Annotated in this window: 23 protein-coding genes, 4 tRNA genes and 1 pseudogene; 23 read left to right on the plus strand and 5 right to left on the minus strand. The window is 61.8% G+C overall.

The annotated features are described in order from the left end of the window. Positions 1-133 precede the first annotated feature (133 nt). On the plus strand, positions 134-832 hold the full coding sequence (pyrF, locus tag J3P76_RS07620; protein ID WP_420766907.1) for an orotidine-5'-phosphate decarboxylase: 699 nt from the start codon (positions 134-136) through the stop codon (positions 830-832). A gap of 76 nt (positions 833-908) precedes the next feature. Here the strand turns inward: pyrF and J3P76_RS07625 are convergent, their stop codons facing one another. Continuing rightward, positions 909-1,913: an NADP-dependent oxidoreductase gene (locus tag J3P76_RS07625; protein WP_434701707.1), complete on the minus strand. Its 1,005-nt coding sequence runs from the start codon at positions 1,911-1,913 to the stop codon at positions 909-911. A gap of 226 nt (positions 1,914-2,139) precedes the next feature. Here J3P76_RS07625 and J3P76_RS07630 point away from each other — a divergent pair, with 226 nt between their 5' ends. The 4 genes and pseudogenes from J3P76_RS07630 (at position 2,140) to J3P76_RS07645 (ending at position 6,585) form a co-directional block, all read left to right on the plus strand. After that, the gene (locus J3P76_RS07630) at positions 2,140-2,901 is read left to right on the plus strand and encodes an SDR family oxidoreductase (protein ID WP_420766905.1); all 762 of its coding nucleotides are present in this window, start codon (positions 2,140-2,142) and stop codon (positions 2,899-2,901) included. Between the two features lie 208 nt (positions 2,902-3,109). Beyond that, positions 3,110-4,507, plus strand: a complete 1,398-nt coding sequence (locus J3P76_RS07635) for a PLP-dependent aminotransferase family protein (protein ID WP_434701708.1) — start codon at positions 3,110-3,112, stop codon at positions 4,505-4,507. Between the two features lie 1,022 nt (positions 4,508-5,529). Continuing rightward, positions 5,530-5,676, plus strand: a pseudogene (locus J3P76_RS07640) (HAMP domain-containing protein); the annotation flags it as partial. 204 nt (positions 5,677-5,880) lie between these two features. Beyond that, on the plus strand, positions 5,881-6,585 hold the full coding sequence (locus J3P76_RS07645) for a methyl-accepting chemotaxis protein (protein WP_434635635.1): 705 nt from the start codon (positions 5,881-5,883) through the stop codon (positions 6,583-6,585). Positions 6,586-6,749: 164 nt separating this feature from the next. Here the strand turns inward: J3P76_RS07645 and J3P76_RS07650 are convergent, their stop codons facing one another. After that, entirely contained in the window at positions 6,750-7,508 is a 759-nt protein-coding gene (locus J3P76_RS07650; RefSeq protein WP_434560042.1) for a hypothetical protein, read from the minus strand. Between the two features lie 371 nt (positions 7,509-7,879). On the opposite strand from J3P76_RS07650, the gene J3P76_RS07655 reads away from it, so the two are divergent. The 4 genes from J3P76_RS07655 (at position 7,880) to J3P76_RS07670 (ending at position 8,293) form a co-directional block, all read left to right on the plus strand. Next, positions 7,880-7,955, plus strand: a tRNA-Glu gene (locus tag J3P76_RS07655). A 2-nt stretch (positions 7,956-7,957) separates the two neighbouring features. Continuing rightward, positions 7,958-8,033, plus strand: a tRNA-Gly gene (locus tag J3P76_RS07660). A 105-nt stretch (positions 8,034-8,138) separates the two neighbouring features. After that, positions 8,139-8,214 (plus strand) — tRNA-Glu (locus J3P76_RS07665). Positions 8,215-8,217: 3 nt separating this feature from the next. Further along, positions 8,218-8,293, plus strand: a tRNA-Gly gene (locus J3P76_RS07670). 181 nt (positions 8,294-8,474) lie between these two features. On the opposite strand, the gene J3P76_RS07675 is transcribed toward J3P76_RS07670, so the two are convergent. Next, entirely contained in the window at positions 8,475-8,882 is a 408-nt protein-coding gene (locus J3P76_RS07675; protein WP_420766902.1) for a PA2817 family protein, read from the minus strand. A 77-nt stretch (positions 8,883-8,959) separates the two neighbouring features. Next, positions 8,960-11,407: an acyl-CoA dehydrogenase gene (locus J3P76_RS07680; RefSeq protein WP_434701709.1), complete on the minus strand. Its 2,448-nt coding sequence runs from the start codon at positions 11,405-11,407 to the stop codon at positions 8,960-8,962. A gap of 303 nt (positions 11,408-11,710) precedes the next feature. On the opposite strand from J3P76_RS07680, the gene J3P76_RS07685 reads away from it, so the two are divergent. From J3P76_RS07685 to J3P76_RS07695, 3 genes are all read left to right on the plus strand, one after another. Continuing rightward, entirely contained in the window at positions 11,711-12,334 is a 624-nt protein-coding gene (locus tag J3P76_RS07685) for a glutathione S-transferase family protein (RefSeq protein ID WP_434701710.1), read from the plus strand. 135 nt (positions 12,335-12,469) lie between these two features. Then, a complete protein-coding gene (locus tag J3P76_RS07690; RefSeq protein WP_434607138.1) occupies positions 12,470-13,402 on the plus strand; it encodes an ABC transporter ATP-binding protein in 933 nt (310 codons plus the stop codon). Beyond that, positions 13,399-14,178, plus strand: coding sequence for an ABC transporter permease (locus tag J3P76_RS07695; RefSeq protein WP_420766898.1), 780 nt, complete (start codon positions 13,399-13,401; stop codon positions 14,176-14,178). Before J3P76_RS07690 ends, J3P76_RS07695 begins: the two co-directional genes overlap by 4 nt. 57 nt (positions 14,179-14,235) lie before the next feature. On the opposite strand, the gene J3P76_RS07700 is transcribed toward J3P76_RS07695, so the two are convergent. After that, complete coding sequence (locus tag J3P76_RS07700; protein WP_420766897.1) at positions 14,236-14,751, minus strand: DUF2062 domain-containing protein; 516 nt, start codon at positions 14,749-14,751, stop codon at positions 14,236-14,238. A gap of 145 nt (positions 14,752-14,896) precedes the next feature. Here J3P76_RS07700 and J3P76_RS07705 point away from each other — a divergent pair, with 145 nt between their 5' ends. The 11 genes from J3P76_RS07705 (at position 14,897) to J3P76_RS07755 (ending at position 25,780) form a co-directional block, all read left to right on the plus strand. Continuing rightward, positions 14,897-17,143 carry a DNA internalization-related competence protein ComEC/Rec2 gene (locus J3P76_RS07705; RefSeq protein WP_434701711.1) on the plus strand — a complete coding sequence of 749 codons (2,247 nt, stop codon included), beginning with the start codon at positions 14,897-14,899 and terminating at the stop codon, positions 17,141-17,143. Positions 17,144-17,239: 96 nt separating this feature from the next. Beyond that, positions 17,240-17,875, plus strand: coding sequence for a MotA/TolQ/ExbB proton channel family protein (locus J3P76_RS07710; protein WP_420766996.1), 636 nt, complete (start codon positions 17,240-17,242; stop codon positions 17,873-17,875). Continuing rightward, the gene (locus tag J3P76_RS07715; RefSeq protein ID WP_420766895.1) at positions 17,872-18,300 is read left to right on the plus strand and encodes an ExbD/TolR family protein; all 429 of its coding nucleotides are present in this window, start codon (positions 17,872-17,874) and stop codon (positions 18,298-18,300) included. Before J3P76_RS07710 ends, J3P76_RS07715 begins: the two co-directional genes overlap by 4 nt. Continuing rightward, positions 18,300-19,310, plus strand: coding sequence for a tetraacyldisaccharide 4'-kinase (gene lpxK, locus J3P76_RS07720; RefSeq protein WP_434701712.1), 1,011 nt, complete (start codon positions 18,300-18,302; stop codon positions 19,308-19,310). Before J3P76_RS07715 ends, lpxK begins: the two co-directional genes overlap by 1 nt. 22 nt (positions 19,311-19,332) lie before the next feature. Beyond that, entirely contained in the window at positions 19,333-19,518 is a 186-nt protein-coding gene (locus tag J3P76_RS07725; RefSeq protein WP_003179363.1) for a Trm112 family protein, read from the plus strand. Next, entirely contained in the window at positions 19,515-20,279 is a 765-nt protein-coding gene (gene kdsB / locus J3P76_RS07730) for a 3-deoxy-manno-octulosonate cytidylyltransferase (protein ID WP_420766893.1), read from the plus strand. The genes J3P76_RS07725 and kdsB overlap by 4 nt, the downstream gene beginning before the upstream one ends. Continuing rightward, complete coding sequence (locus J3P76_RS07735) at positions 20,279-20,743, plus strand: low molecular weight protein-tyrosine-phosphatase (protein ID WP_434607127.1); 465 nt, start codon at positions 20,279-20,281, stop codon at positions 20,741-20,743. The genes kdsB and J3P76_RS07735 overlap by 1 nt, the downstream gene beginning before the upstream one ends. After that, positions 20,740-21,759, plus strand: coding sequence for a UDP-N-acetylmuramate dehydrogenase (murB, locus tag J3P76_RS07740; protein ID WP_434560030.1), 1,020 nt, complete (start codon positions 20,740-20,742; stop codon positions 21,757-21,759). Before J3P76_RS07735 ends, murB begins: the two co-directional genes overlap by 4 nt. Before the next feature lie 267 nt (positions 21,760-22,026). Then, a complete protein-coding gene (locus J3P76_RS07745; RefSeq protein ID WP_420766995.1) occupies positions 22,027-22,497 on the plus strand; it encodes a (2Fe-2S)-binding protein in 471 nt (156 codons plus the stop codon). Continuing rightward, complete coding sequence (locus J3P76_RS07750) at positions 22,494-24,809, plus strand: molybdopterin cofactor-binding domain-containing protein (protein WP_434701713.1); 2,316 nt, start codon at positions 22,494-22,496, stop codon at positions 24,807-24,809. Before J3P76_RS07745 ends, J3P76_RS07750 begins: the two co-directional genes overlap by 4 nt. Continuing rightward, positions 24,809-25,780 carry an XdhC family protein gene (locus J3P76_RS07755; protein WP_434607120.1) on the plus strand — a complete coding sequence of 324 codons (972 nt, stop codon included), beginning with the start codon at positions 24,809-24,811 and terminating at the stop codon, positions 25,778-25,780. The genes J3P76_RS07750 and J3P76_RS07755 overlap by 1 nt, the downstream gene beginning before the upstream one ends. Positions 25,781-25,783: the final 3 nt, after the last annotated feature.

Here is a 25,783-nt window from a genome sequence, read left to right on the forward strand (position 1 = left end):
GCATGTCATGAATGTATCGGCGTTGACACACATGACGGCAGGGCCGATCAATGATTTGCCGATCATCGGGTCCCGTTAGGGCGCTGGTTCCGCTACAATGCGCGCCGATTTCGACTTGCCTGAGAGCTCATCCATGTCCGCCTGCCAGACGCCTATCATCGTCGCCCTGGATTTTCCTACCCGTGACGCCGCCCTGAAGCTGGCCGACCAGTTGGACCCCAAGCTCTGCCGGGTCAAGGTCGGCAAGGAGCTGTTCACCAGCTGCGCGTCGGAAATCGTCGGAACCTTGCGGGACAAGGGTTTCGAAGTGTTCCTGGACCTCAAGTTCCACGATATCCCCAATACCACCGCCATGGCCGTCAAGGCCGCTGCGGAAATGGGCGTGTGGATGGTCAATGTGCATTGCTCCGGTGGCCTGCGCATGATGGCTGCCTGTCGTGAAGTGCTGGACCAGCGCAACGGCCCCAAGCCGTTGCTGATCGGCGTGACCGTGCTGACCAGCATGGAGCGTGAAGACCTGGCGGGCATCGGCCTGGACATCGAGCCCCAGGAGCAAGTGCTGCGCCTGGCGGCGCTGGCGCAAAAGGCGGGAATGGACGGCCTGGTTTGCTCGGCCCTGGAGGCCAACGCCCTGAAAACGGCCCACCCCTCGTTGCAGCTGGTGACCCCGGGCATTCGCCCGGCGGGCAGTGCCCAGGACGACCAGCGCCGCATCCTGACCCCGCGCCAGGCACTGGACGCTGGCTCCGACTACCTGGTGATCGGCCGGCCGATCAGCCAGGCAGCCGATCCGGCCAAGGCGCTGGCGGCGGTAGTGGCGGAGCTGGCCTGACCCAACTACGCGGGCCCCTGTGGGAGCGAGCTTGCTCCCACAGTTGTTTTGCGTCGGCCACTCACAGTGATGTGCCTCAGACCTTCAACACCAACTTCCCAAAATTCTCACCACTGAACAATTTGGTCAGCGTCTCGGGGAATGTCTCCAGCCCTTCGACGATGTCTTCCTTGCTCTTGAGCTGCCCCTTGGCCATCCAGCCGGCCATTTCCTGCCCGGCGGCGGCGAACTGCGAGGCATAGTCCATGACCACGAACCCTTCCATCCGCGCGCGGTTGACCAACAGCGACAGGTAGTTGGCCGGGCCCTTGACCGCTTCTTTGTTGTTGTATTGGCTGATGGCGCCGCAGATCACCACGCGGGCCTTGAGGTTCAAACGGCTGAGCACCGCATCGAGAATGTCGCCGCCAACGTTATCGAAGTACACATCCACGCCTTTGGGGCATTCGCGCTTCAGGCCGGCGTGAACGTCTTCACTCTTGTAATCGACGGCACCGTCGAAGCCCAGCTCATCGATCAGGAATTTGCATTTGTCGGCGCCGCCAGCGATGCCGACCACCCGACAGCCTTTGATCTTGGCAATTTGCCCGGCAATGCTGCCTACCGCCCCGGCGGCACCGGACAGGACCACGGTTTCGCCGGCCTTCGGTGCGCCGACATCCAACAGAGCGAAATAGGCGGTCATGCCCGTCATGCCCAGCGCTGACAGATAACGTGGCAGCGGCGCCAGTTTCGGATCGACTTTGTAGAAGCCTCGCGGCTCGCCGAGGAAATAATCCTGCACACCCAAGGCACCGTTCACGTAGTCGCCTACCGCGTATCCGGGGTTATTCGAGGCGACGACCTGGCCTACGCCCAAGGCGCGCATGACCTCACCAATGCCGACCGGCGGGATGTACGATTTTCCCTCATTCATCCAGCCACGCATGGCCGGGTCCAGGGACAGGTACTCGTTCTTGACCAGGATCTGGCCGGGTGCCGGCTCGCCGACCGGGACTTGTTGATAAGTGAACGTCTCACGGGTAGCGGCGCCCACCGGGCGTTTGGCGAGCAGGAACTGGCGGTTGGTCAGGGCGGTCATGACAGGCACTCAAGATGAATGAAGTCTTGTTGATAGACGCTTGGAGCCTTCGCTGCAAGGTTTGCCGATACAGCGAATGCACATCGATCCAACCCAGTGATAATCCGCCGGGTATCGTTATCACTGGCGTTCATGCGACGCCAACCGGCGGTTGGATAGTGCTGCCGCACCGAAGCGATGGATGGCTATATTGCAGCGACAACGGTAATTCTTCGAGGCATTGACGATGAGCATGACGTTTTCCGGACAGGTTGCCGTGGTGACGGGCGGCGCGGCGGGCATTGGTCGCGCCACGGCCCAGGCGTTCGCAGCACAGCACCTGAAGGTAGTCGTCGCCGACCTGGACGTCGCGGGTGGCGAAGGCACGGTGCAGTTGATTCGCGATGCGGGTGGCGAGGCTGTGTTCGTGCGCTGCGACGTGACACTGGACAGCGACGTGCAAAATCTCATGAATGAAGTCATCGGCGCCTACGGTCGCCTCGATTACGCATTCAATAACGCGGGCATCGAAATCGAGAAGGGCAAACTGGCTGACGGGACGCTGGATGAGTTCGACGCGATCATGGGCGTCAACGTTAAAGGCGTCTGGTTGTGCATGAAATACCAACTGCCCTTGCTGCTTGCCCAGGGCGGCGGCGCGATCGTCAATACGGCCTCGGTGGCAGGGCTTGGGGCGGCGCCAAAGATGAGCATCTACGCGGCGTCCAAGCATGCGGTGATCGGCTTGACCAAGTCTGCGGCGATTGAATATGCCAAGAAGAAAATCCGCGTTAATGCGGTGTGCCCGGCGGTGATCGATACAGACATGTTCCGTCGGGCCTATGAGGCGGACCCGAGAAAAGGCGAATACGCCAACTCGATGCATCCGGTGGGCAGAATCGGCAAGGTCGAGGAAATCGCCAGTGCCGTGTTGTATTTATGCTGCGACGGCGCGGCATTCACCACGGGCCAGGCGTTGGCGGTGGATGGGGGGGCTACGGCAATCTGATACCGACAAGCGCTTTTCTCGCTGCAGGACAAAGCCCGCACTGGTTGCGGGTTTTTCTTTGGAGGGCAAAGGTTCCCCTGATGGGTTTGCCATTGTATTTCAAGAAATGAGAATCAGCCGTTTTTGCGTGTTCTCTTACATCGCCCAGCATCGCCCTGTGCTTAACTGTTTGTGGAAATAAAACAAACGCTTAGGAGCTTGGTTACTCATGGAGTTGAGAATCGACCGGCAGGCCCTGGTGCCCGTCGTGCAGCAAATTGTCGATGCGTTGGCCTGCTGGATTCGACAGGGCGCGGTGGAGCCGGGGACTCGCCTGCCATCGATCCGCCAGCTGGCACGGGAGAACCTGCTGAGTCAGGCGAGCGTCCATGAAGCCTGCCAGCGTTTGGTCGCCCAGGGCTTGCTGGCGTCGCGCCATGGTTCGAGTTTTGTCGTGGCTCCGGCCGCTTGCGCAACGGAAGAAGCCTTGGCCCATGGCTGGCTGCAAGGTGTATTGGCCGATCATGACGCCCCGGCAGGCGTTATGTATCAAGCGCTGAAGCTGGGCGGCGGCGGGCTGCCTGAAAGCTGGCGCGAAAGTGATGACCTGGGGTATGCGATACGTCAGGTGACTCGCACCGACATGGCGGGGTTGTTCAACTACAGCACGCCACTGGGACTGCCAGCCCTGCGTGAGCAGCTGTCCAGGAGATTGAAACAGTTCGATATCGATGCCGATGAAAAACGCATCCTGACCACCCTGGGCGCTACCCACGGGCTCGACCTGATCGTGCGCACGCTTCTGCGACCGGGCTGCTGCGTGGTGGTGGAGAGCCCCGGTTACTCGAAGCTGTTCGACCTGCTCAGGCTGCACAAGATAGACATGATCGAGCTGCCCAGGACACCCCGTGGCCCGGACGTCGACGCCCTTCAACGCCTGCTGGCGATTCATCGACCCAGCGCTATTTTCGTCAACAGCGCCTGCCACAACCCAACCGGCAGCAGCCTGGCGCCGGCGGTGGCCCAGCGTCTGCTGCAACTGGCGCAAGAGCACGCGATGCTGGTTATCGAAGATGATGTCTACGCCGATTTCCAGGGGCCAACGCGGGCCCGATTGGCGGCGCTGGATACCGACGTGGTCTACCTGGGCAGCTTCTCCAAGACCTTGAGCAGCTCTTTACGCGTTGGGTTCATGGTGGCGACGCCCTCCGTCATCGCGCGTCTGGGCGAGATCAAGGAGATCACTTGCCGGGGCGGTTCCCGATTCGCCGAGTCCGTGCTGGCCAGCCTCCTGGCCAATGGCGCCTATCGCAAGCTGGTCCAGCGCCAGCGCCAGCGCCTCAATGCCGACATGGCGGTGGCGTTGCAGCTTTTGGAGGATGCCGACTGGAAAGTATTCGGCAAACCGGCGGGAGGCCTGTTCATCTGGGCGCGTCCGCCGCTGTGTGACTATGCTGAGGTACAGCGTCTGGCCAGGCGGTGCGGCATTCAGTTGTCATCCCGCACGGCGTTCAGCCCATCGGGTGCCGAGACGGATTGGCTGCGGGTCAACGTCGCCTATGCCCGGGATCCCAGGGCCTTGGCTTTCTTCCGGGCCACGGCTCTGGATCGACCTCAAATGTCCTGAAAACGACGCGGCTGTAGCTTTTTGCCATTATTCCGACGCCAGCATCTTGTGTTGCGGGGCGTCTCGTTGCGAATCTGCAATCAACACACACCGGCAGAGGACTGGGCGCAATGATTTCGGCCGTGCAAGGACGTTTTGCCAACCTGGGTATGGCAAAGAAATTGGGTATCGGCTTTGTCCTGGTGCTGCTGCTTACCGCAGTAGTGGCGGCCATTGGCGTCTGGTCCCTGCAAACCATCAGTCATCGCTTCGACGGCTTGAAGCAGATGTCATCCCTCAACAGCCGGTTGCTCAAGGTCCGGCTGCTGGAGCAGGAATTTGCCTTGCGTTCAGACCCCAAGTCCGCCGATGCCCTGCGACAGGGGGTCGATGGCTTGCTGGCCCTGGCGAACGACCTCAGGACACGGTCAGACGGCAATGCGGCGGTGATGAATGAGGTGGAGCAGGCGCTGACGGCGTATCGCAAGGCCTTCGATGAGTTCGTCGGGCTGAGCCAGAGCAAGGACCTGGCGCTGGAAATGGCCAGCTGGTCGGTGTCCAGTGTCGCCAACAACCTGGATGTATTGCAGGCCGGACTCGCCGATGATGGCGCCTATACCTTGAAGGATTCCGAGGGCAAGGAGGGTGCAGAGTTCATCGAGCAGGCCAACCAGGTCAGCGAAGTGTCGCGACTTATGCTGCAGTCGATGAACGAAGCGCGCGTTCGGTTGGACCAAAGCCGTAAAGGCAGTGATGAGGCTGCCGGGCAGGGCAATATCGAACAGGCCGAACAGGCCATGAAGTTGGCGGAAGCGCTCAAGGGCGCGGTCAAGGATCCGGGTTACCAGACCGTACTCAACGAGGTCGCCGGGCACATCGGCGGGTTCAATCAGCAACTGGCGGAATACACCGCGCTGCTGGCCAAGGAAAAAATCGTCTACCAGCAATTGCATGAGCGGGCCGATCAGGTGATGGCGCGGGTCGACCAGGCCTACAGCGCCGAAGACAGTGCCATGCAGGCGGAACTTAAGAAAAATTCGTTGATGATCATCGGCTCGTCGGCTTTGGCGCTGCTGGTTGGATTGGTCGCGGCCTGGGTGATTACCCGGTTGATCGTCGCCCCGCTGCGCAGTGTGATCCGTGTCGCCCAGCGGATCGCCGCCGGGGACCTGAGCGCCAAGGTCGAAGTGATGCGCCGGGATGAGATTGGCCAGCTGATGTTGGCGATGCAACAGATGGGTGCCGGCTTGAGCAGTATCGTCAGCGGTTTGCAGGCTGGCATCGACCAACTGGCCAGCTCCGCCCAGTCGCTGTCGTCCGTCACTGAACAGACCAACCTGGAAGTCAGCAGCCAGAAGGAAGAAACCGAGCAAGTGGCCACGGCGATGAACCAGATGACTGCCACGGTTCACGATGTAGCCCGCAATGCGGAGGAGGCGGCGCAAGCGGCCCAGACGGCTGATGATAAAGTCGAAAGCGGCCAGCAGGTCGTGCGCCAGAGCATGGTCCGTATCGAGCAACTGGCTGACTCGGCGACCATGGCGAGCACCAGCATCGAAAGCCTGAGCGCCGAGATACAAAACATCGGCACCGTGCTGAGCGTGATCAAGAGTGTCGCCGAGCAAACCAATCTGTTGGCGCTCAACGCAGCTATCGAGGCGGCGCGGGCTGGCGAACAGGGCAGGGGGTTTGCGGTGGTGGCCGATGAAGTGCGGGCCCTGGCCAGGCGCACGCAACAGTCCACCGAGGAAATCGAGCGCCTGGTCAGCGCGCTACGCTCTGCTGCTCAAGCGTCCGTACAGCAAATCCAGAGCAGTGGCGAGCTGGTAAAAATGGCGGTCAGCGATGCATTGCAGACCGAAAGCGCGCTAGGCAGCATCGCGGCGGCGGTGTCGTTGATCCAGCAAATGAACCAGCAGATCGCAGCGGCCGCCGAACAACAAAGCTCCGTGGCCGAAGAAATCAACCGCAGCGTCACCAGCATCCGCGCCAGCGCCGATCAATCATCCGTGGCCATGCAGGGTAATGCTGCCTCCAGCGTTGAACTGGCGCAGTTGGGCGTTGAGTTGAAAGGAATGGTGGGGCATTTCAAGTTGTGAGTTGGGGAGCTGTTGCTGCCACTATCGCCAGCAAGCTGGCCCCCACGTGGGATGTCCGGTGAACACAAGGTTCATGTCGCCGCAAATCCTGTAGGAGCGGGCTTGTCCGCGAAGAGGCCAGCACGTTCCAACCTTCTCACCCCATCCCGCTCCGCACCCCAACCTCAGTCGTAGACCTTCTTTTTCTTCCACTCGTCGTTCGCTTCGTCTTCCTTCAACCCCTCGGTCAACTGGTTCACCTCACCCTCCACAGGCTGAGTGCTCGCCAGGACCTGGGCATTGGCCCGAGCCAGAAGCTTTTCCAGATAAGCCAGCTGTTCAGCATAGACCTGCGGTTCCTGCTGCTTGCGCAAATACTGGACACCACGCTCGAACGCCAGGCGAGCCTGCCCGGGCTGTTCCTGCTGCAGCGCCTGCTGGCCGAGGTTGTTGAAGAATTCGATGTGCAGCAGCACCAGAATGTGCCGGACCTCGCGAACCCAGCGCTTGGCCTCGTTGGGCGGTAGGAAACCGTCCTGGGCCGCGCGGGTGATCTGGCCGTGCAAGGCCTCGAGCAGGAACCGAACATCCTTGGCCTTCGCTTCGGTCTGGATCGGCGCCGGCGGGTTGTTGACCGGAATCGATTCACCCTGGGCGGCAAGTGCAGTCAGTTCGTCCAGGCGTGCCTTGACCTGAGCGTTGGACTTGTCGAGATTCAGCAGGCGCTGGCAGACGTTCAGCTCAAGACGCGTGATCAACAGCTTCAGGGCAGGGGTCATCAACTGGCCGGGGAAGGTTTCGGTGAGCTCGCCACAACGACGCAGGCGGTCGTTGAGCTCGACCTTGGTGCGGGCCTTTTCCAGCTTGTTGTTTTCCACCACATGGTTCATGTAGCCAATGGCGATCAACAGTGCGATCCCGGCTACGACGAGCAGGGTGATCATGAGTGGTGTCACCGGTAAGACCTCTTTAATGGGGAACGCATGTCATGAGTGTAGTGGCTTGGCTTTTAAGCGCATAGGCCCGAGCGACGCGATTAGACGGGCGTCGTGCTGTTTATAGGGCTTACAGCGGAGTAGATGCACATTGCCACTATTTGCCTGGTGCGACTATAGCGCCTTGGCGGGTGACAGAATATAGGCGTCAGAGACCGGGCGGACAAAATTCGCGAAGCCGCTTCAAAGCGGGGGAAGTCATTGATTTAAATAAATTTATATCTGGGGGTTGACGACCCTCCAATCCATCCATAGAATGCGCGCCACTTACAGCGTAAAGCACCTAGCCAAACGCGATAAGCAGTGAATGTTGTACGTGTGTCCCCTTCGTCTAGTGGCCTAGGACACCGCCCTTTCACGGCGGTAACAGGGGTTCGAGTCCCCTAGGGGACGCCAATGCGGGAATAGCTCAGTTGGTAGAGCACGACCTTGCCAAGGTCGGGGTCGCGAGTTCGAGTCTCGTTTCCCGCTCCAATTTTAAACAGCGTTGCTTTCGGGCGGGGCTGAGTGAAGCCAGAGCCGACATCTTCGGATGCGGATTTGGGCACTGGAATACACACCATGTGTTCCAGTTAGTGTGTCCCCTTCGTCTAGTGGCCTAGGACACCGCCCTTTCACGGCGGTAACAGGGGTTCGAGTCCCCTAGGGGACGCCATTTGCGGGAATAGCTCAGTTGGTAGAGCACGACCTTGCCAAGGTCGGGGTCGCGAGTTCGAGTCTCGTTTCCCGCTCCAAATTCAAGAAAACGCCGCTCATTCGAGCGGCGTTTTTTTATGCGCCTATAAAAAGTCTCCTAGCCCTCCAGGCGGTCGCGAGCCGCGATGACTCAGCGATCGGGCTGGGTTGCGCTGCTCCACAGCAAAGAAAAAGCCCGCAAGGTGTAAGCCGTGCGGGCCTGTTTTTTACTGGCTGCGATCAGTGTTTGCTGTCCTGGTCCGACATCGCCAGCAATTGTTTTTCCTGGTTCCAATCGAAGGGCTCGTCGTTCTGCTCAGCTTCGAACCGACGTTCCTCCAAGGCCTGGTACAGGTTGATTTCTTCGTCGGGCATGTAGTGAAGGCAATCGCCGCCGAAGTACCACAGCAGGTCGCGAGGCACCAAGTGGGCAATCTGCGGATATCGGACGATCACTTGGCACAAGAGGTCCTGGCCCAGGTATTGGCTTTCGATCGGATCGACCGGCAACTGCGCGCGCAAATCATCAAAGCGTTCCAGAAACAGCGCATGGCTTTCTTCAGGCACCTGTTCGGCCTCACCCACGGCGACCAGGATGCTGCGCAAGTGGTCAAGCAAGACGAGGTGATCGGCAACGACGTTGGACACGAGATAAGTCCTCAAGAGCAAAACGGGCGCAGGAGTATAAAGCGCCTGCGCCCGCTTTTACATGCTGGTCGTCCGGATCAACGGACTTTGTCCTCAGTGAGCGTCAGCGCTTGCGGGTCGAAGTCGTCCACGTCGATGACCTTGCGGCGTGCCGTTTCAGCGGCTCGCAGGGTCTGCGCTTCAGTTGCATTCAGCACGCCCGCTTCGAGCGCTGCATCGATAAGGGGCTCTCCAGGTGCCGGGTCGAGCTGACCCTGCTTCAGTGCCGAGTGCAACTTCTTGTGCAGTGGATGGGCGGTGGCCAGCAGGTCGGCGGCGTATTGCAGCGCACCGACAGGATCATCCTGTGACTGTGGGCGATAGCAGCCTTGAAGCAACTCCTCCAAAGTCGGATCGCCCTTGGCGCGACCGATAACCGCTGCCACCTCGGCATCGAGCCGGTCGCTCGGACCTTTATGACGCCGGCCGAAAGGAAACACCACCACACGCAACAGGCAGCCCAGCAGCCGGCTTGGGAAGTTGGCCAGCAGCTCGTCCAACGCCCGCTCCGACTGACCCAGGCTTTCTTCCATGGCCCACTGGAACAGTGGCGCCATATGGTCCGGCGAATCGAGATCGTGGTAGCGCTTGAGTGCAGCCGAGGCCAGGTAAAGGTTGCTCAACACATCACCCAATCGGGCAGACAAGCGCTCGCGGCGCTTGAGCTCACCACCCAGCAACATCATGCTCAGGTCCGCCAGCAAGGCAAATGCCGCCGCTTGCCGGTTGAGGGCGCGGAAATAGCCTTGGCTCAAGGCGTTGCCTGGCACGTTATCGAAATGCCCCAGGCCGAGATTCAGCACCAAGGTACTGGCGGCATTGCTGACCGCGAAACCGATGTGCTTGAGCAGCAGTGCGTCGAATTCGAGCAATGCCTGGTCTTTGTCCTCGCGGGTGGCCAGGGCCATCTCCTTGAGCACGAACGGATGGCAGCGGATGGCACCCTGGCCGAAGATCATCAGGTTGCGCGACAGGATATTCGCGCCTTCGACCGTGATGAAAATCGGCGCGCCTTGCCAACTGCGTCCCAGGTAGTTGTTAGGACCCATGATGATGCCTTTGCCGCCGTGAACGTCCATGGCGTGGCTGATGCATTCGCGGCCACGTTCGGTCAGGTGGTACTTGAGGATCGCCGACAGCACCGAAGGTTTTTCGCCGAGGTCCACCGCGTTGGCCGTCAGCATGCGCGCGGCGTCCATCAGCCAGGCATTGCCACCGATGCGCGCCATGGCTTCCTGGATGCCTTCGAAGGCCGACAACGGCACGTTGAATTGTTCACGCACCTGGGTGTACTGGCCGGTGACCAGGCTGGTGAACTTCGCCGCGCCGGTACCGACCGCGGGCAATGAAATCGAGCGCCCGACCGACAGGCAGTTCATCAGCATCATCCAGCCCTTGCCGAGCATGGCCTGGCCGCCGATCAGAAAGTCCAGCGGGATGAAGACATCCTTGCCCCAGTTCGGCCCGTTCATGAAGGCGGCGCCGAGGGGCAGATGGCGACGGCCGATCTGAACGCCGGGCGTGTCGGTGGGGATCAGCGCCAGGCTGATTCCCAGGTCTTCTTCGTCGCCCAGCAAGCGGTCCGGGTCATAGGCCTTGAAGGCCAGGCCGAGGAGGGTGGCGACCGGGCCTAGGGTGATGTAGCGCTTTTCCCAGTTCAGGCGCAGGCCAAGGGTTTCCTCGCCTTGCCACTCGCCTTTGCAGATGATCCCGGTGTCGGGCATCGCCCCGGCGTCGGACCCGGCCAGTGGGCCGGTCAGCGCGAAGCAGGGGATGTCGTCGCCACGGGCCAGTCGCGGCAGGTAATGGTTGCGTTGTTCGTCGGTGCCGTAATGCAGCAACAGTTCCGCGGGGCCGAGGGAATTGGGGACCATGACGGTGGAAGCCAGGTCGCCGCTGCGGGTGGCGAGCTTCATTGCCACCTGGGAGTGGGCATAGGCGGAGAACCCCTTGCCACCGTATTCCTTGGGAATGATCAGGGCGAAAAAACCATGCTCCTTGATGTGTGCCCACGCTTCGGGCGGCAGGTCCATCGCCTGGCCGATCTGCCAGTCGCTGACCATCGCACAAAGCGCTTCGGTAGGGCCGTCGAGGAACGCCTGCTCCTCGTCGGTCAGACGAACCTTGGGGTAAGCCAGCAGCGTGTCCCAGTCTGGCCGTCCACTGAAAAGCTCGCCATCCCACCATACCGTGCCAGCGTCGATGGCGTCGCGCTCGGTCTGGGACATGGGCGGCAGGGTTTTCTGGAACCAGTCGAACATCGGCGCGCTGAAGTATTTGCGGCGCAGGTCCGGTAGCAGCAGCGGTGCCGCGATGGCGGCGAGCACCAGCCAGAGAGCGAGCATCAGCCAGCCGGGTGCATGGCTGGCGATGCCCATCACCAGCAGGTAGACGGCGACGATGCCTAGCGCCGGTAGCGGGGCGGTACGACGATGCGCCAGCCAGGCTACCCCGACGACCAGAACCAGTATCCACAACAACAGCATAAGTGATCCTCCGTGAACCAAGGCAAAACCGACCTTCAGAGCTTAGACGGCCCCTGCAAAACCGGCAGTCGGCGCGATGTGATTGATTTCGTGGGAAACCCTCGACGTATCGCGCCAGTCTGGTTGGCAACAACCGTGGGAAATCGTTCGTTGCCAGCGTGAGAAAACGCCATTGTTTGGCACAAATGCCGTGTCGGCCCCGGATGGGTCGACAGCGCGGGTCGGCTCCGTGGCGGGTAATGATTTGAGCCGTTCCTCATCCGGCGTATGCTGCTGCGGCATTTATCCTTTGAGGAAGCCGAGATGCTGAAGATTTGGGGCCGGAAGAACTCATCGAATGTTCGAAAGGCGTTGTGGTGTGCCGAGGAACTGGGACTGGCCTACGAGGCCATCGATGCCGGCGGGGCCTTCGGTGTGGTGGATACGCCGCAGTACCGCGCCAAGAACCCCAACGGTCGGGTTCCGATGCTGGAAGACGAAGGCTTCGTGCTCTGGGAGTCGAATACCATCGTTCGCTACCTGGCCGCTCGTCATGCATCGGGTTCGGCTTGGTACCCCGACGAAGTCCAGGCCCGGGCCAAGGCAGAGAAGTGGATGGACTGGACCACGTCCAGCTTCGCGGCCCCGTTTCGCACGGTATTCTGGGGCGTCCTGCGCACCCCGCCCGAGCAGCAGGACTGGGTTGCCATCAAGGCGGCGATCAAGGAGTGCGACGACCTGCTGGCGATGGTCGACCAGGCCCTGGCCGAACAGCCTTACCTTGGCGGTGATGAAATCGGCATGGGCGACATTCCCCTCGGCAGTTTCATTTATGCCTGGTTCGAGATGCCCATCGAGCGCGCCGCGCTGCCGAACCTCCAAGCCTGGTATGCACGGCTCAGGCAGCGTCCGGCCTATCAGAAAGCTGTCATGACCGCGTTGACTTAATAGTTACTATCGACACACTTCACTGTACTTGTGCGGCGACGCCACGCACCATTGCCTTCGTGCGCCATGGTTGCATTGCTCGCCGTGCGCCCTTATCTAGTGTTCTTCTTCCCCCTTCTTGGTGCGTAATCCGATATGAGTTCCGCTCTGTCCATACGGCAGTTAACCAAAACCTACGGCAACGGTTTCCAGGCCCTGAGTGGTATCGATCTGGACGTCGCCGAAGGTGATTTCTTCGCCTTGCTTGGCCCGAACGGGGCAGGCAAATCCACGACCATCGGCATTCTTTCCACTCTGGTGAACAAGACCAGCGGCACGGTCAATGTCTTCGGCCACGACCTGGACCGCGCGCCCGCCGCGCTCAAGCGCTGCATCGGCGTGGTGCCTCAGGAATTCAATTTCAACCAGTTCGAAAAGACCTTCGACATCGTCGTGACCCAGGCCGGCTACTACGGCATCCCACCGAAGATTGCCAACGAGCGCGCCGAACAGTACCTGACCCAACTGGGCTTGTGGGACAAGCGCGACGTGCCGTCCCGTTCGTTGTCCGGTGGCATGAAGCGACGTTTGATGATTGCGCGCGCGCTGGTGCATGAACCGCGCCTGCTGATCCTCGATGAACCGACCGCGGGCGTGGACATCGAACTGCGCCGTTCGATGTGGACCTTCCTGACCGAGCTGAACCAGAAAGGCATCACCATTATCCTCACGACGCATTATCTGGAAGAAGCCGAGCAGCTGTGCCGCAATATCGGCATCATCGACCACGGCACTATCGTCGAGAACACCAGCATGCGGCAGTTGCTGAGCCAATTGCACGTGGAAACCTTTTTGCTGGATCTCAAGCATGACTTGAGCGTCACCCCTCAGCTCGTAGGCTATCCGGCCCGGCTGCTGGACGGCCACACCCTGGAAGTCCAGGTCGACAAATCCGTCGGCATTACCGGGCTGTTCACCCAGCTGGCCCTGCAAAACATCGAAGTGCTGAGCCTGCGCAACAAGACCAATCGCCTTGAGGAGTTGTTCGTGTCCCTGGTGGAAAAAAACCTGGCGAAGGTGGCGGTATGAGTTCGGAACTGCGCCCCAACCTGATCGCCCTCAATACGATCGTTTATCGCGAAGTCCGACGCTTCATGCGGATCTGGCCGCAGACCTTGCTGCCCCCGGCCATCACGATGGTTTTGTACTTTGTGATCTTCGGTAACCTGATCGGCCGGCAGATCGGCGACATGGGCGGCTTTACGTACATGGACTACATCGTGCCGGGGCTGATCATGATGTCGGTGATCACTAACTCCTACGGCAACGTCGTGTCGAGTTTCTTCGGCAGCAAATTCCAGCGTTCGATCGAAGAACTGATGGTCTCACCGGTTTCGCCCCATACGATCCTGATCGGGTTTGCCTTGGGCGGTGTGTTGCGAGGATTGGCGGTGGGCCTGATCGTGACCCTGCTGTCGCTGTTCTTCACCGACCTGCAGGTGCATCACCTGGGCGTGACGATCCTGGTGGTGGTGCTGACGGCTACGATCTTTTCGCTGCTGGGTTTCATCAATGCCGTGTTTGCGCGCAACTTCGACGACATCTCCATCATCCCGACCTTCGTACTGACGCCGCTGACCTACCTGGGTGGAGTGTTCTATTCGATCTCCTTGCTGCCCCCGTTCTGGCAGACCGTATCGCTGGCCAACCCGGTGTTGCATATGGTCAACGCGTTTCGCTACGGGATCCTTGGGGTGTCGGACATTCGCATCAGTATCGCGATCACCTTCATGCTGGTTGCGACCGTGGTGCTTTACGTGGGGTGCGCGCGGTTGCTGGTGAGTGGGCGGGGAATGCGTACCTGAGATTGTCTTGGGTTCTTCGTTTTTTTGGGGTGCGTGAATACACACACCCCAAAATCATCACATCCGACTCCGCTTGCGCCGCCTCCATTGTCTGGTAACCCACCAGCGCCAGTACGCCATCGTCACGAAATATGCCAGCGCCCCAAGCACCAACCCGGTCACCACCGAACCCAACAGAAACGGCTGCCACAACGTCGCCAGCTGGTGGGTGATCCACTCCCAGGTCAATTCGTCCGGCAACGTCCGGGCTGGCACATCCATCAGCCAGGCGCCGGTTTGATAAGTGCAGAAGAACACCGCCGGCATGGTGATGGGGTTGGTCAGCCAGACCAGGCTCACGGCAATCGGAATGTTGCCGCGAACCGTGATGGCCAGCGCCGCGGCCAGCAGCATTTGCAGGGGAATGGGCAAGAAAGCGGCGAACAGGCCGACGGCCATCGCCCGGGCGACCGAATGGCGATTGAGGTGCCAAAGGTTGGGGTCGTGCAGCAGCGTACCGAGAAAGCGTAAGGATTTGTGTTCCCGAATGCTCGCTGGGTCAGGCATGTAACGTTTGAATAGGCGCCGGGGCATAAGGCTTCTCGGTCGGATCACAGCAGTCAGGCCGCAAGTATGTCCGGATTCTACGACTGACAGATTCAGACTTTGTGACAATTGATAACGCGCAGGGTGCCATTGAGCGTCTAAGCCTGGAGAGGGAACTCTCAAGGATGGGCTTATGCGCACGGCAATGGTCGCGCTTGCACTGGGGCTGCTGGCCCCGATTTTTCTACCGGCCTTGCCGCCGTCCTGGTTGATTGCAGCCATGACTGTGGCGGCATTGTTGGTGTTGCCGACGCGTACGTACTGGGCAGGCTTGTTCTTCATCGGGCTGGCCTGGGCCTGTTTTTGCGCACAGCTCGCATTGGACGATCGGTTGTCCGTCGCGCTGGAGGGTGAGACTCGCTGGGTCGAGGGGCGGGTCGTCGGTTTGCCGCAACAGGGTGATGGCGTCGTGCGTTTCGAGCTCGCCGATGCGCATTCCCGGCGTACGCGTTTGCCGGCGTCGATGCGCCTGGCCTGGTATGGCGGGCCGCTGGTCAGTAGTGGAGAGACGTGGCGCCTGGCGGTGAAACTCAAGCGACCCGCGGGGTTGCTCAATCCCCATGGCTTCGACTATGAGGCCTGGCTGTTGAGCAGGGGGATCGGTGCGACCGGCACCGTCAAGGATGGTTCGCTGCTACAACCGGCCAAGGGCGCCTGGCGCGATGGGGTGCGCCAGGCACTGGCAAAGGTCGATGCCCAGGGCCGTTCCGGTGCGCTGCTGGCGTTGATCCTCGGCGACGGCGCCGGGTTGAGCCGCGAAGAATGGCGGGTGCTGCAAGACACCGGCACCGTCCATCTGCTGGTGATTTCCGGGCAGCATATTGGCCTGCTTGCCGGCCTGGTCTATCTGCTGGTGGCGGGGGCGGCGCGTTATGGCGTCTGGCCGGCGCGTTTGCCGTGGTTGCCCTGGGCGTGCGCCCTGGCATTTGCCGCGGCCCTGGGGTACGGCCTGCTCGCCGGGTTCGATGTGCCGGTGCGACGGGCCTGCGCAATGATTGGCCTGGTGCTGTTGTGGCGCTTGCGTTTCCGCCAGGCTCAACCCTGGTGGGCCTGGATGGCGGCGTTCGTCGGGGTGCTGGTGCTGGATCCGCTGGCCAGCCTGCGGCCAGGCTTCTGGTTGTCGTTCGCTGCGGTGGCGATATTGATGTTCACTGTTGGCGGTCGCCTGGGGCCGTGGCGCTGGTGGCAGACGTGGACCCGCGCCCAGTGGTTCATTGCCCTGGGGCTGTGCCCGCTGTTATTGATCCTGGGACTGCCGGTCAGCCTCAGCGGTCCTTTGATCAACCTGCTGGCGGTGCCCTGGATCAGCCTGTTGGTGTTGCCCTCGGCACTGCTTGGCACGGCGTTGCTGCCGATCCCCTTCGTCGGTGAAAGCCTGCTCTGGATCGCCGGCGGGCTGCTCGATCTGCTGTTCAATGGGCTCGGCTTGGCTGCCGGGCAGGTGCCGGCCTGGGTGCCTCTCGCCATACCGCTGTGGGCGTGGTGCATTGCAGCGACCGGTGCTCTGCTGTTGTTGCTGCCCGAGGGCGTGCCCCTACGCCTCCTCGGATGGCCGATGTTGTTGCTGATGGTTTTTCCTCCCAGGGACGAAGTGCCTCCGGGCCAAGCGGAAGTCTGGCAATTGGACGTCGGCCAGGGGTTGGCGATCCTGGTGCGCACCCATCGGCATACCTTGCTCTACGACGCAGGGCCGCGCTTTGGCGAGGCGGATTCAGGCGAGCGCGTGGTCGTGCCGACCTTGCACAAGCTTGGTGTGGAAAAGATCGACCTTCTGTTGCTTAGCCACGCCGATGCCGATCACGCCGGCGGAGCCCAGGCCGTGCGCAACCGATTGCCAACGACTCGGGTCATCAGCGGTGATCCGCAAGCGCTGCCCGGGGATTTGCAGGCGGGTTCATGCGATAGCGGCGAGAGCTGGGCATGGGACGGGGTCAGGTTCGAGCTCTGGCGCTGGGATTCAGCTGTCGAAAGCAATCAGAAATCCTGTGTCTTAGTGGTCATGGCGGGCGAGGAGCGACTGCTGTTGACCGGCGACATCGATACCCACGCCGAGCGCGCCTTGCTCGAAGGTCCCTTGGCGGGACCGATCCAATGGCTGGCGGCACCGCACCATGGCAGCCGCAGCTCATCGTCGATGGCGCTGCTGGCGCGGCTCAAACCTCATTCGGTGTTGATATCCAGGGGGCGGAGCAACGCGTTCGGCCATCCGCACCCCTGGGTGATCGAGCGATACAGGAGGTTGGGCCTGTCGATTTTCGACAGCGCCGAGCAGGGCGCCATTCGTCTGCAACTGGGCGCCTTCGCGCCGGCGCGCACCCAGGCAGGTGTTCGGCGTTACTGGCGTGACCGGCTGGCCGCGGGGGCTTGGACAGAACATTGACCCAGCTCGTCAGTCATGGTCGTGTTGTCGGCGGCACGGGTCTGCACCGCGCGTCTGTATGATAAAGTGGCGCACTTTTTCGAGGGGGCAGTCACTGTGTGGGAATTGGTCAAATCCGGCGGCTGGATGATGTTGCCGATCATTCTGAGTTCCATCGCGGCATTGGGAATCGTTGCCGAACGCCTGTGGACCCTGCGGGTCAGCCGCGTGACCCCGGAGCATCTGCTCGGGCAGGTCTGGGTCTGGATCAAGGACAAGCAGTTGAACAAGGACAAGCTCAAGGAGTTGCGTGCCAGTTCGCCGCTGGGCGAAATCCTTGCGGCGGGCCTGGCGAACTCCAAGCATGGCCGCGAGATCATGAAGGAGTGCATCGAAGAGGCGGCTGCCCGGGTCATCCATGAGCTGGAGCGCTACCTCAATGCCTTGGGAACCATTGCCGCCATGGCCCCGTTGCTGGGATTGCTGGGCACGGTGCTGGGCATGATCGATATTTTCAGTGCGTTTACCGGGACCGGCATGACCACCAATGCATCGGTGCTGGCCGGTGGCATTTCCAAGGCGTTGATCACCACCGCAGCCGGTTTGATGGTGGGAATCCCCTCGGTATTCTTCCATCGTTTTCTGCAACGTCGCGTCGATGAGTTGGTGGTGGGCATGGAGCAGGAAGCTATCAAGTTGGTCGAGGTGGTGCAGGGCGACCGCGATGTGGACCTGGCCGGGGGGAAGAAGTGAAATTCCGCCGCAAACCACGGGAAAACATCGAGATCAATCTCGCGTCGCTGATCGACGTGGTATTCATCCTGCTGCTGTTTTTCGTCGTGACCACCACGTTTACCCGGGAGACCCAGCTCAAGGTCGAATTGCCGCAGGCCGTCAGTGGCTCGCCGGCCGAAGACCAGCAACTGAAGAACCTGGAGGTCACCATCAGCGCCGAAGGGACGTTCTCGGTCAACAACAATCTGTTGCCTAAAAGTGACCTGGCGAGCCTGATCGAGGCCCTGCAGAGGGAGTCCGGCGGCGATACCAGCCTGCCGCTCTCCATCAGCGCCGACGGAAAGACGCCTCATCAATCGGTCATCACCGCCATGGACGCCGCCGGCAAGCTCGGCTTCAGCCATCTGCGCATGACCACCGTCGAGGCGGCGCCCGCACCCTGATGGCCATGTCCGATCGATTGCTTGCCGCCTGGTATGAAGGGCATCCCGCCCTCGCGCTACTGCGGCCACTTGAATGGCTGTACCGACGCGTCGTGGTCGGCAAACGCGAGCGTTTCCTGGCAGGCGAGGGTGAGGTTTACCAGCCGCCCGTGCCGCTGATCGTGGTTGGTAATATCACCGTTGGCGGCACTGGCAAGACGCCGCTGATTCTGTGGATGATCGAACATTGCCGGCGCAGTGGCCTGCGGGTCGGCGTAGTCAGCCGGGGCTACGGCGCCAAGCCGCCGCAATTGCCCTGGCGGGTCGCGGCGGACCAGGGCGCCGACATCGCGGGCGACGAGCCGCTGCTGATCGTCCAGCGCACCGGCGTGCCATTGATGATCGATCCCGATCGCAGCCGCGCTGTCCGGGCTTTGTTGGAAAGCGAGCCGCTGGATCTGATCCTGTCCGACGATGGCATGCAGCATTATCGCCTGGCGCGGGACCTTGAACTGGTATTGATCGACAATGCCCGGGGCCTGGGCAACCGGCGTTGCCTGCCTGCCGGTCCGCTGCGCGAGCCGGTCGAGCGCCTGCAATCGGTCGACGCCGTACTGTTCAACGGCGCCAGCGCTGATCGCGAGGACGGCTTCGCCTTCCAGCTCCAACCCACCCTGCTGGTCAACCTGGCCAGCGGCGAACGGCGCCCCCTCGATCATTTTCCACCCGGCCAGGCCCTGCACGCCGTGGCCGGCATCGGCAATCCGCAGCGTTTCTTCACGACCCTTGAAACGCTACACTGGCGGCCAATACCGCACGGGTTTGCCGATCACGCCGAATACAGTGCCCAGGCGTTGAATTTTACGCCGTCCCTGCCGGTGGTCATGACGGAAAAGGACGCGGTCAAGTGCCGTGCCTTCGCCGCGCCCGACTGGTGGTACCTGGCGGTGGACGCAGCACCTTCGCCGGCCTTCGCGGCCTGGTTCGATACGCAGCTGATGCGCCTGTTGCCGGATCGGCTCTTGCCTTAAACGTTTTTCCAGGGGATTTTTCATGGACACCAAACTGCTCGATATCCTGGCTTGCCCGGTCTGCAAAGGCCCGCTCAAGCTCAGCGCCGACAAGACCGAGCTGATCAGCAAGGGCGCCGGCCTGGCCTATCCGATTCGCGACGGCATCCCGGTGATGCTCGAGAGCGAAGCCCGCACCCTGACCACCGATGAGCGCCTGGATAAATGACCACAGCCTTTACCGTCGTCATTCCGTCGCGCTTCGCCTCGACGCGCCTGCCTGGCAAGCCGTTGTTGTTGATCGCCGGCAAGCCGATGATCCAGCATGTCTGGGAACAGGCCAGCAAGAGCAGCGCCCAACGCGTAGTGGTCGCGACGGACGATGCGCGCATCGTTGAGGCGTGCGAGGGCTTTGGCGCCGAGGTGGTGATGACGCGCGAGGACCACAACTCTGGTACTGATCGCCTGGCGGAAGTGGCCGCGAAGCTCGGGCTGGCGCCCGATGCCATCGTCGTCAACGTGCAGGGCGACGAGCCATTGATACCGCCAAGTGTCATCGACCAGGTGGCCGCGAACCTGGCGGCCCATCCCGAGGCGCGCATGGCCACCCTGGCCGAGCCGATCGAGGACGTGCCGACGCTGTTCAACCCCAATGTGGTCAAGGTGGTCAGCGACCTCAACGGCCTCGCGCTCACTTTCAGTCGCGCCACCTTGCCCTGGGCCCGGGAGGCCTTCGCGCAGAGCCGCGACGTGCTGCCCGACGGTGTGCCGTACCGCCGCCATATCGGCATCTATGCCTACCGCGCCGGTTTCCTCCAGGACTTCGTCGCGTGGGGGCCGTGCTGGCTGGAAAATACTGAGGCCCTGGAGCAACTGCGCGCATTGTGGCATGGCGTGCGGATCCACGTTGCCGATGCCTTGATCGCGCCTCCGACCGGGGTGGATACCCCCGAAGACCTTGAGCGCGTTCGTCGCCTGCTGGAGGCTTGATGCGGGTTCTGTTCGTCTGTCTTGGCAATATCTGCCGGTCGCCCACAGCCGAAGGTATCTTGCGCCACAAATTGCGCGAAGCCGGGCTGCAAGAGCAGGTGGAAGTCGCTTCCGCCGGCACCGGCGACTGGCATGTCGGTAAAGCGCCGGACAAACGCAGCATGGCCGCGGCCCTGCGTCGCGGCTACGATTTATCGGCCCAGCGAGCCCGGCAGGTGACCCGCGCCGATTTCGCCACCTATGACCTGATCCTGGCGATGGACAGCAGCAACCTGCGCAACCTCAAGGTCTTGCAACCGGCCAATGCCCGAGCAGAGCTGGACCTTTTCCTGCGTCGCTACGAAGCCGAACTCGATGAAGTGCCTGACCCTTACTACGACGGTGAGCAAGGTTTCGAGCAGGTGCTGGATCTGATCGAGCGCGCCACGGATCGTCTGGTGATCGAATTGAAGGGGCGGTTATGACCTTGCAAGTCCAGACGGGCGTCAGCCTCAAGCCGTACAACAGCTTCGGCGTGGATGTCGGCGCCCGGCTGTTCGCCGAAGCCCACAGCGATACGGATGTTCGGGAAGCCTTGGCCTATGCCGCCGGCCACGACGTGCCGCTGCTGGTCATTGGCGGCGGCAGCAACCTGTTGCTGACCGGCGACATCAACGCGCTCGTGTTACGCATGGCCAGCCGGGGGATTCGCTTGCTCGTCGATGACGGCGAGCGGGTGGTGATCGAGGCCGAGGCCGGGGAGCCGTGGCATCCGTTTGTCCAGCACACGCTGGCGCAAGGTTGGTCGGGCCTGGAAAACCTCAGCCTGATTCCCGGTACGGTGGGGGCGGCGCCGATGCAGAACATCGGTGCCTACGGTGTGGAAATAAAGGATGTTTTCGCCGGCCTCACCGCGTTGGATCGCTACACCGGCGAGCTGCGCGATTTCACCGTCGACGAATGCGCCTTCGCCTACCGCGACAGCCTGTTCAAGCAGCAGCCGGACCGCTGGTTGATCCTGCGGGTGCGCTTTGCCCTCAGCCGTATCGCGCATTTGCACCTGGAATACGGCCCGGTGCGCCAGCGCTTGACCGAACAAGGCATCGACCAGGCGACGCCTGCCGATGTCAGCCGGGCGATCTGCAGCATCCGCAGCGAGAAACTCCCAGACCCCGCCGTACTCGGCAACGCCGGGAGTTTTTTCAAGAATCCATTGGTGCCGGCCGCTCACGTGGCGCATCTCAAGGCGCAATACCCCGACCTGGTGGCTTATCCACAGGCTGGTGGGCAGATGAAAATCGCCGCCGGCTGGCTGATCGAGCGGGCCGGTTGGAAAGGGTTCCGCGAAGGCGACGCCGGAGTGCATAAGTTGCAGGCGCTGGTGTTGGTCAACTATGGCAATGCCACGGGGCTGGAGCTGCTGGATCTGGCTCGACGGATTCAGAAAGACATCGCCGAGCGTTTCCAGGTCGAGCTGGAAATGGAACCTAATCGGTATTGATAGCCCTCGCAATCGCGTCAGGAAAAACGCCCTGCACCGCCCGCACAATGTGATTTGTGCAGGATTGTGCAGGGCGTTTTGCATGTTCCTGGGTTAATTTAACTGGCTGATGATGCGAGCATTCGCGTCCCAAGGCCCGGTGCAGACGCTTGCTTGCGTATGCGCAACGAAGAGCCCGATTAGCCTGAGCCAATCTGCGATACCGAACCGATTACCCAACGGCAGATGGCTCGACCCTCATAACTCGATAACGATGCGGGCGTGCCCATGATTACCCTGAAACTCAATGGAAAAGATCACTCACTGGATGTGACCGAGGACATGCCTCTGTTATGGGCGATCCGAGACGTGGCCGGCTATAACGGCACCAAGTTCGGCTGCGGCATGGGCCTGTGCGGCGCCTGCACCATCCACATCGACGGCGCCCCGGCGCGCAGTTGCATCACGCCGATCGGCTCAGTGAAGGGCCAGAACATCAGCACCATCGACGCGCTTCACGTCGATCCGGTCGGGCAGGTCGTGCAGAAGGCCTGGCTGGATACCGCCGTCGCCCAATGCGGCTATTGCCAGGGCGGGCAAATCATGTCCGCCACCGCGTTGCTCAAGACCAACCCCAACCCCAGCGACGAGCAGATCGAAGAAGCCATGGCTGGCAACATCTGCCGCTGCGGTACGTATAACCGGATCAAGACCGCGATCCGCCAGGCTTCCACTCACTTGAAGGAGGCCAAGGCATGAGCCGCTTGCCCGCTGATTTCGCGCTGAGCAACCTCAGCCGTCGTGGATTTCTCAAGGGCGCCAGCGCCACCGGCGTGCTGGTCCTGGCCGCCACTTGGGGCCTGCCGGATGCCTTTGCCGAAGAGAAGAAGTTCGGCGCCGAGGGCATGCCCCATGGCGCGATCGATGATCCGAAGGTGTACGTCAGTATCGCCGCCGACGGCAGCGTGACAGTGACCTGCAACCGTTCGGAAATGGGCCAGGGCGTGCGTACCAGCCTGAGCATGGTAGTGGCCGACGAACTGGATGCCGACTGGGCGCTCGTCAAGGTCCGGCAGGCGCCGGCGGACGAGGCGCGTTTCGGCAACCAGGACACCGACGGTTCACGCAGCATGCGTCACTGGTACGAGCCGATGCGTCGTTGCGGTGCCGCGGCCCGGACCATGCTCGAACTCGCCGCCGCTGCGCAGTGGAAGGTGCCGGCGCAAGAATGCCGTGCACAGCTGCACAAAGTGGTGCATGAACCTTCAGGGCGCGAGTTGGGTTATGGCGAGCTGGCTGCCGCCGCCAGTGCCCTGCCGGTACCGGCTCGCGACAGCCTACGCCTCAAGCAGCCCTCGGAGTTCCGCTACATCGGCAAGCAAGCGAGCCGCGCCATCGATGGCGCAGACATCGTCAACGGTCGTGCGGTCTTTGGCGCCGATGTGCATTTCGACGGAATGCTCTACGCCGTCGTGGCCCGTCCGCCGGTCTATGGCGGCAAGGTCAAGTCCGTGGATAGCAGCGCAGCGCTGAAAGTACCTGGTGTGGTCAAAGTGCTGCAGATCGAAGGGCGCCCGTTGCCTTCCGAGTTCCAACCCCTGGGCGGCGTCGCCGTGGTGGCGAAGAACACTTGGGCGGCGATCAAGGGCCGCGATGCACTGAAGATCCAGTGGGACGATGGCCCGAACGCTGGTTATGACTCCATTGCCTACCGCGGGGAATTGGAAGCGGCCGCCCTCAAGCCCGGAAAAGTCCTGCGCAGCACCGGCGATCTCGACGGTGCGCTGACCCAGGCTGATTCAACTCTTGACGCGTCGTATTACCTGCCGCACCTGTCCCAGTCGCCCATGGAACCGATGGTGGCCGTCGCCCGGTTCAAGGACGGTCAATGCGAGGCCTGGGCACCCAGCCAGGCACCGCAGGTGACCCGTGAACGCGTGGCCGAGCGCCTGGGCATTCCTTTCGAAAAGGTCACGGTGAACATCACGCTGCTGGGCGGCGGTTTCGGACGCAAGTCGAAACCCGACTTCGTCGTCGAAGCGGCTGTCCTCGCCAAGGAATTTCCCGGCCAGGCCGTACGGGTGCAATGGACCCGCGAGGACGATATCCATCACTCGTATTTCCATACGGTATCGGCTGAATACCTGAAGGCCGGCCTGGACAAGAACGGCATGCCCTCCGCTTGGCTGCACCGCACCGTGGCCCCGACCATCACCGCGCTGTTCGCGCCCGGCATGACCCATGAAGCACCATTCGAAGTGGGCATGGGCGTGACGAACATGGCCTACGCCATTCCCAACATGCGCCTGGAAAACCCCGAGGCGGTGGCCCATACCCGGGTTGGCTGGTATCGCTCGGTCTCGAACATTCCCCATGGCTTCGCGATCCAGAGTTTCATCGACGAACTGGCCCACAAGGCCGGCCAGGATCCGCTGAAATACCACCTCAAGTTGCTGGGCCCGGACCGCAAGATCGATCCGAATTCCCTGAATGACGGTTGGAACTACGGCGAATCCCCCGAGCGTTATCCCATCGACACGGCGCGGATCCGTACCGTGCTGGAAACCGCCGCGAAGGCCGCCGGTTGGGGACGTGAGCTACCCAAGGGGCGGGGATTGGGATTGGCGGTGCACTACAGCTTCGTCACTTATGTGGCAGCGGCGATCGAAGTCGAGGTCAAGGACGACGGCACGGTGATCGTGCACAAGGCGGACATCGCCGTGGACTGCGGCCCGCAGATCAACCCTGAGCGCATCCGCTCGCAGTTCGAAGGCGCCTGCGTCATGGGGCTGGGCAATGCGATGGTCGGCGAGATCAGCTTCAAGGATGGCAAGGTGCAGCAGGACAATTTCCATATGTACGAAGTGGCGCGAATGTCCCTGGCGCCCAAGGAAGTGGCGGTGCATCTGATCACTCCGCCGGGCGAGGTGCCGTTGGGCGGTGTTGGCGAACCGGGCGTGCCGCCCATTGCGCCGGCCTTGTGCAACGCGATCTTCGCTGCCACTGGCAAGCGTATCCGCAATCTGCCCGTGCGTTATCAGCTGCAAGGCTGGCAACAGGCCAAAGCCTGATGGACAGCGTTGACCTGAACGTATTGCGCAGCGTCCTGGAATGGCGCCGCGCTGGGCAGCGGGTAGTGTTGTTCACCGTGGTTCAGACCTGGGGCACCGCGCCCAGACCTCCGGGGGCCATGTTGGCCCTGCGCGAGGACGGCGTGGTGATCGGTTCGGTATCGGGCGGTTGTGTCGAGGATGACCTGATCGCCCGGCTGCACGACGGCCGTATTCCCGAGGACGGTCCGCCGGTGCAACTCATCACCTACGGCGTCACCCGCGAAGAGGCGGCGCGCTTCGGCCTGCCGTGTGGCGGTACGTTGCGCCTGACCGAAGAGCGGGTCGGCGATCCTGCCTGGGTCGCCGAATTGCTTGAGCGATGCGAGGCCCATGAAATCGTCGCCCGGGAGCTGACGATCGCCAGTGGCAATGTGACTCTGGCGCCGGCGAGCAAAACCGACGCCCTGGTGTTCGACGGGCAGCTGCTGCGAGCCATTTATGGCCCACGTTGGCGCTTGCTGCTGATCGGCGCTGGGCAACTGTCCCGTTACGTGGCGGAAATGGCCCGATTGCTGGATTTCGAGGTGCTGATCTGCGATCCGCGCAAGGAGTTTGTCTACGGTTGGGAAGAACAACATGGCCGCTTCGTTCCCGGCATGCCCGACGAAGCGGTTCTGGACATCCAGACCGACGAACGCACGGCGATCGTGGCCCTGACCCATGATCCGCGCCTGGACGACATGGCACTGCTCACCGCCCTGGATTCCAAGGCCTTTTACGTCGGCGCCCTGGGCTCGCGGGTCAACAGCCAGAAGCGCCGAGATAACCTGGCTCAGCTAGGCTTGTCCGCAGAGGCGATCGGACGCTTGCATGGACCAATCGGCCTGCACATTGGCAGCCACACGCCGGCGGAGATCGCTTTGTCGCTGTTGGCTGAAATCGTGGCCATCAAAAATGGCGTGGAACTGCGGCAGAAAAAAACGTTGTAGGCC

Origin of the sequence: Pseudomonas sp. D1-36, assembly GCF_051132205.1 — a bacterium.
Taxonomy (GTDB): domain Bacteria; phylum Pseudomonadota; class Gammaproteobacteria; order Pseudomonadales; family Pseudomonadaceae; genus Aquipseudomonas.